The sequence below is a fragment of the Paenibacillus cisolokensis genome, assembly GCF_018403665.1.
Taxonomy (GTDB): domain Bacteria; phylum Bacillota; class Bacilli; order Paenibacillales; family Paenibacillaceae; genus Paenibacillus_AH; species Paenibacillus_AH cisolokensis.
Window position 1 is genome coordinate 20,729 of record NZ_BOVJ01000135.1, and the last position, 6,374, is coordinate 27,102.

The following is a 6,374-nucleotide window of genomic DNA, read 5'->3' on the forward strand; positions in this document are numbered from 1 at the left end:
CGCCAGGAAGGCCATTTGCTGTCAAGGTGTCAGGCCGCTGACGGTCTCTGTCACTTTGTACCAAAACCAATCCAGCGCCTGATCGATCATGCGGATTTTCCCGGCGATATGAGCGGTCGAGGCCAGATTCAAGCTTCCGTCGATGACGATGACGTCCCCTTCTACCTCGCCCTGAACATCGGCATTGCCGTTCTCTACGGTCAAGCTTCCGTTCACGTATGCGCCAGGCGGCACAATGACTTGATTACCTTTAATGACGATCTCCTGCAGATCGGAACCGCGCACTACAAGCTCGGTGTTCTGTTCCCATATCGTAACAAAACTGGTAACCATAATCAACGCGAACATAATGGCCACAGTAATAGCCGGGTGATTGCGCACCATACGCGTCCACTTGCGCCGCCTGCTGGTCGGGAGCTGCGCCATAATGCGGTTTGTCAGCTGTCGGGATGCTTCCTTGTCCAGCATCGGCGTATCCAAGGCCGCGCGGGTCAACGCTTCTGTCCGCTCCAGCTGTTCGAAACGCGCCTGGCACGACGGACAAGCGGCCAAATGCTTCTTTAAGGACGCAACCTTTTCCGCCGGCAATTCGCCGTCCAAGTAGTCATGTATCCAAACGATTGCGACGCTGCATTCCATGCCAGCCATACTCCTTTCTTCATGCTCGCACAAGCTTGGTTTGTATACGATACGTACGGGGCGCTGGAACGTTTCATTTTTTCTTCATGAAAATAAGCGTCTTTAACAGCGATCCGTTACAATTTGTTTTCCAACCGTTTTCGCAAAATTCGCGGCCGCGGTGGACGCGGGTTTTGACCGTCGTAACCGGCATATCCAGCACTTCGCCGATCTCCTGCAGCGACAAATCCTGCAAATACCGCAGCACCATGACGGATTTGTATTTGGCCGGCAGCGTTTCGATCGCTTGATGGATCGTCCTCTGCGTTTCGGAAAGAAGCGTCTCGCTTTCCGGCGTCCGGTTGTCGCTCGGAATCATCGAATAACCGTCCAAACCTTCATGATCGTTCGATTCGGCATCAAGCGAGTATGACGGTTTCCTCTTGCGGATCCGGTCGATGCATAAATTGGTGGCGATACGGTAAATCCAGGTTGAAAATTTCATCGTCTCGTCATACCGGTCCAAATTTTTGTATACGCGAAGAAACGTCTCCTGCACGACGTCCTCCGCTTCCTGACGATTGTACAACATTCGATATGCCATATGATAGAGCTTATCCTGATAAAGGCCGACAAGCTCAGCGAACGCCTGCTGATCGCCCTTCAGGGCCGAACGCGATAGGCGCGCTTCCAATGATTTCACCGTCACTCCTCCAGACGTTTCGGTTAACCGTACTCCTCTTTCGGGCCTCCATTTATCGATGATGAAAGCAGAGCGCCCCGTCATGCGGCGGTCAGCCTCCACGAGAAAAAGCCGGGCGAGATCGCGGCTGTCGCCTTCCCGCCCGGCTGCCGAACGGCTAGCTATCGGGCCGTTCCCATTCGCTGTTGTACACTTTGCTGTTAGCCCGTATTCCTCATGCCCGCAGCGATGCCGTTAATCGTTAGCAGAACTTCGCGCAGCAGCTCCGGATCGTCCTCATCCTTCATCCGCAATTCGCGAAGCTCGCTGAGCAGCCGCACCTGCAAATAGCTGAGCGGATCGACGTACGGATTGCGCAGTTGAATCGAGTCTTTGATGACCGGGACGTTGTCAAGAATATTGTCTTGACCTGTAATTTGCAGAATCAAGTCGGAGGTCAGCTTGTATTCCGCTTCAATCTGACCGAAAATCCGGTCCCGGATCGCGCTGTCCTTGATCATCGACGCGTATTCCCTGGCAATCAGCAAATCCGCTTTCGCAAGCGCCATCTGCAAATTGTCGATAAGCGAGCGGAAGAACGGGAACTTGGCGTACATCGTACGCAGCTTTTCCATTCCTTCCGGATCTTCATCCAGATAAGCCCGGATTCCGGTTCCCGCCGCATACCAGGCCGGCAGCAAGTAACGGCTTTGCGTCCAGGCGAATACCCACGGAATGGCGCGCAAATCTTCAAACCGGTCGCTGTTTTTGCGTTTGGACGGACGCGAACCGATATTGAGCTCGCCCACTTCCGACAACGGCGTGGATTCCTTGAAAAACGTCATGAAATCCGGATCGCGGAAAATAAGGTCCTGATATTTCTCCAACGCGGTATCGGAGATGCGTTTCGTGATGGTCTCCCAGCCCGCCTCCTCTTCCGGTCGCCGCAGCGGGAACTTCGCCAGCCGGGCCGCCGTAATGAGTGCCCATGTCGCCTGCTCCAGGCTCCGGTAGGCGATATCCTGCATCGAATAACGGGATGAAAGCACTTCGCCCTGCTCCGTAATTTTGATGCCGCCGCCGATCGTATGAGGCGGCTGCGCCAGAATGCTCCGGTTGAGCGGCATGCCGCCGCGGCCAAGCGCACCGCCGCGCCCGTGGAAAAACTTCAGCTTGACGTCATATTGCTTGGCGGCATTCGTAATCTCGTTCAAGGCCACCCGAAGCTCCCAGTTGGCGGTAACGACGCCGCCATCCTTGTTGCTGTCGGAATACCCGAGCATAATTTCCTGCAAGTCGCCTCTGGCCGCTACCGCCTGACGGTAGATCGGAAGCTCGAACAATCTGGTCATAATGCCCGGCGCCGCGTGCAGATCGTCGATCGTCTCGAAGAGCGGCACCGCCTGCAGCGTGCAGCGGACCGTTCCGTCCTTCTCCTTGCGGAACAGTCCGACCTCCTTGGCGAAAACCATCACTTCCAGCAGGTCGCTTGCGCCTTGCGTCATGCTGATCAGATAGCTCGTAATGCATTCCGTTCCGAATTCCTGCTGGGCACGGTACACCGTCTGATACACGTCCAGACATTCTCTCGTCGCCTCGGAATAATCGAGATAGGACGAAGTCAGCGGACGCGGATCGTTCAGCAGCTTGTGCAGCAGCTCGATCTTCTCGTCCTCGCTCAAAGCCGAATAATCGTCGACGATATGCATCTTGGCCAAAATTTCCGTCATCGCGTTCTCATGTTCCTTGCTGTGCTGGCGAATGTCCAGCGTCAGCAGATGGAACCCGAACAGCTCGACCTGGCGGATCAGCTTGCGGAGATGGGTATCGGCCACATAATCGGCAAAATGATGCCGGAGGCTGCGGTCGATAATGAGCAGGTCTTCCTTCAGCTCTTCCGCGCTGTTGTAGCGCATCGGCGTTCCTTTGAGCGCATCGTTGCGCGTGTTGGCCAGCTTCTCCAGCATGAAGCAGATCTTGATCCGGTACGGCTCCGTCGCATTGCGCCAAATATCGGCGCCTTTGATCTCGATATGCTCGCGGTCGCGGCGGATGGACTGGATCAGTTCGTTCGACACTTCCACAATATTGGTGCTGAAGCTCAGCAAGCCCATCAGTTCCTTCAGCCTCTGCCGGTACTTGTGTATCGCCAGTTGACGGTGCATGTTGAGCGTCTCCCAGGTGATGTCCGCCGTTACGGACGGATTGCCGTCCCGGTCTCCTCCGATCCAGGAGCCGAAGCGCAAGTAATCCGGCACATGCCATTTTTCATCCGGGTAATATTTGTTCAGGCAGCGCTCCAGCTCTTCATAAACGTTCGGCAGCACGTCAAAGAGCGTCTGATCGAAATAATACAAACCGTTGCGCACTTCGTCGATAACCGTCGGCTTGCGGTCGCGCAGCTCGTCCGTTTGCCACAGAATGAGCACTTCGTTCAGCAGCTTCTCCCGCAGCTTCTCCCGTTCCCGGTAGGTCAAGGTAGGGTTGTCCAGCTCCATGACGCCCTCGGCAATCCGTTTATGGATATCCAGCACCGCGCGGCGCGTCGCTTCCGTCGGATGGGCGGTCATGACCAGTTCCAGCGATATACTGTTAATGATCGACTTCACATCGTCGATGCTGATATTTTTATGCTTCAGCGTCTGAACCGCGTCCTCGATCGATCCCGGCTGCACCGACTCCCCGGCCGAACGCTCATAGTCCCGCTTCCGCCGGATACGGTGATTCTGCTCGGCAATATTGACAAGCTGGAAGTAAATCGCAAATGCGCGGATCACCTGATGGCGCACTTCAGGGCTCAGCCGGCTGATCGTACTTTTGAATTCCTCATACAGTTCCGGAACGAATTCGGCGCGCAGCGCTTTGCTCATTTCCCGGATTTTCTCGACAATGTCGAGCAGTTCGCGTCCACCCTGGTGGACAAGCACCTCTCCCAAAATATTTCCCAGAAACCGAACGTCACGTCTCAGCAAGCTGGTTTGCGGACGAATCGTCGTTGATGCTGTTGCCTGTTCCGACATACTGTTCCTCCTCAACATTTTCCGAAGGACAACCGCTCGGCAAGCGAAGCCGGTTCTCCGTCCCCCCGTAACCGCAAACGGCTTCGCCGGTCATTCGAACGAAGCTTGGCACGGTGAAATTTAATTCTGTCTTTATTATACAAGCCCAAAGTACAGGCCTAATAATCACTCTCTCCATCATACTACAAAACAAGTTCCGGTTGAAGCCCCCAAGCTGGCAACGCAACAGAAAAAAGCCTTGAGTTTCAAGGCTTTCATTGATTTTCATTATATTCCAACTCATTCCACATCATAAAACCGGCTGCGTCGTGAATAACATTCCCGGCCGACAAATATTCCAGCACCCGGCTTCGCAGCGTCGTGTCTCGCGGCAGTCCGGACAAATCGGTCGTTTTCAAGCCGAAAACACGTTCGAAGAGCTGATGGTCGTCGGACAATACCGGAACGAGACGGTAGTCGCGCTGGAACTTGACGATATTCGAGGTCTCCGGCAAAATCCGCCCAAGCTGCGGACTGAGCAGCCATGAATGACATACGAAGGCTTTGATGTCCCGACCGGACATATATTCCCGGACGAACGCTGCCGCTTGCCGGTACGAATCCCGGCACAGCCCGTGCGTCATCGGGCAGCCTGCGGGAATATGAACGTCCAATACCCAATCGCCTTCTTCCAGCACCAGCTCCCACTGCAGCAAGTCGAGCTCCATCCGTCTTCGGTCGGCATAGCCTTGCGGCCATATCTGATTCCCGCTGGCCGTACGGCCGTCGTTCGTATAGACCGCTTCCCACCTGCCGTCCGGATCGGTCACGCCGTTCGTTCCGTCGATCTGGCCGTCCGCGCGGAAGGCAACGCCCGTGTCTGACAGCGCGACAAGCGCGCCGCTGTCGCGATTACGGAACACTTTGATTTTCAAGTAACACGTCCGCGGCATAAACTGCAGCCTGCCGAGTCTGAATATGCCGCAACGGAAGTGCCGCGCAAGCCACCCGAGCTCGCTTAATCCCCAAACCCCGTACTTCTCGCGATGATGGCGGATCCAAATGTCGAAATCCTCCAGCGTATCGCGCAGAATGGATAGAGGAATACCTTTCTCCCGATACAGGCCGATCGCCGAGGGCAGCGCCGACGCGTAAATAACGGCGGCAAACATGCCCGCTTCCGGCCCCATCGCCAGAAGCTCCGCGTTCAGCTTTTGCACCTGATCTCCGGAATGAACGAGTATACGATGATAGATCCGCGCCTTACGCTGCAGCTCCGGGTCGCCGTTAATCCGCTCCGTTTCCTTCCGGAACGCCTCGACAATCGGTTCGGAAAGCCGAAAATATTCGTTCGCCGCGTCGATATAGGCATCATCCAAAAAATCGATACCACCGTTCATCGTTCCCGCTCCCCCGCTCCTCCAACTATTGGCGGTCACCCGTTCCCAATCAGTATATACCTGAACCAGAAAGGTTGGAAAGCCGTTTATCGGCGCGCTGCCCGGCGGCTTCGACGCGGTGCCCGACGGATCGCCGCGAATCGCTCAAACTCAAACGCTAACGCTAACGCTCCGAATTTGCCTCCTAACTGCCCCACGATTGGGCAAGCAGTGTAGCGTTGTCGAACCTTAAACCAAGAAAAAACTTGAACAAAAACAAAAAAACCTTGAAACTCAAGGTTTTAGGTTCATTAGCTTTATGGAGCGGGTGATGGGAATCGAACCCACGCTACCAGCTTGGAAGGCTGGAGTTCTACCATTGAACTACACCCGCATACGGTTGAGGAATGGTCGGGACGACACGATTTGAACATGCGACCCCCTGGTCCCAAACCAGGTGCTCTACCAAGCTGAGCTACGTCCCGGTTTATTACGATCCGCGATACATCATAATATCTTGCAACAAAAATAAAAAAATGGCGTGCCCAGAGAGATTCGAACTCCCGACCTTTTGATTCGTAGTCAAACGCTCTATCCGGCTGAGCTATGGGCACATAATAATGGAGCGGAAGACGGGAATCGAACCCGCGACCCTCGCCTTGGCAAGGCGATGCTCTACCGCTGAGCCACTTCCGC

The 6,374-nt window shown here is 55.0% G+C and carries 3 protein-coding genes, 4 tRNA genes and 1 pseudogene; all 8 read right to left on the minus strand.

What is annotated here, in order from left to right; all coding sequences use genetic code 11:
- Positions 1-21 precede the first annotated feature (21 nt).
- On the minus strand, positions 22-639 hold the full coding sequence (locus PACILC2_RS18240) for a zf-HC2 domain-containing protein (RefSeq protein WP_062490578.1): 618 nt from the start codon (positions 637-639) through the stop codon (positions 22-24).
- 116 nt (positions 640-755) lie between these two features.
- Positions 756-1,321: pseudogene (gene sigW, locus PACILC2_RS18245) on the minus strand (RNA polymerase sigma factor SigW).
- 200 nt (positions 1,322-1,521) lie between these two features.
- Positions 1,522-4,320, minus strand: coding sequence for a phosphoenolpyruvate carboxylase (ppc, locus tag PACILC2_RS18250; protein ID WP_062490574.1), 2,799 nt, complete (start codon positions 4,318-4,320; stop codon positions 1,522-1,524).
- Between the two features lie 254 nt (positions 4,321-4,574).
- Positions 4,575-5,699 carry an acyltransferase domain-containing protein gene (locus PACILC2_RS18255; protein ID WP_213529958.1) on the minus strand — a complete coding sequence of 375 codons (1,125 nt, stop codon included), beginning with the start codon at positions 5,697-5,699 and terminating at the stop codon, positions 4,575-4,577.
- Positions 5,700-5,998: 299 nt separating this feature from the next.
- Positions 5,999-6,072: transfer RNA gene (locus PACILC2_RS18260), tRNA-Gly, on the minus strand.
- Positions 6,073-6,086: 14 nt separating this feature from the next.
- Positions 6,087-6,163: transfer RNA gene (locus tag PACILC2_RS18265), tRNA-Pro, on the minus strand.
- A gap of 52 nt (positions 6,164-6,215) precedes the next feature.
- Positions 6,216-6,292 (minus strand) — tRNA-Arg (locus PACILC2_RS18270).
- Between the two features lie 7 nt (positions 6,293-6,299).
- Positions 6,300-6,374 (minus strand) — tRNA-Gly (locus PACILC2_RS18275).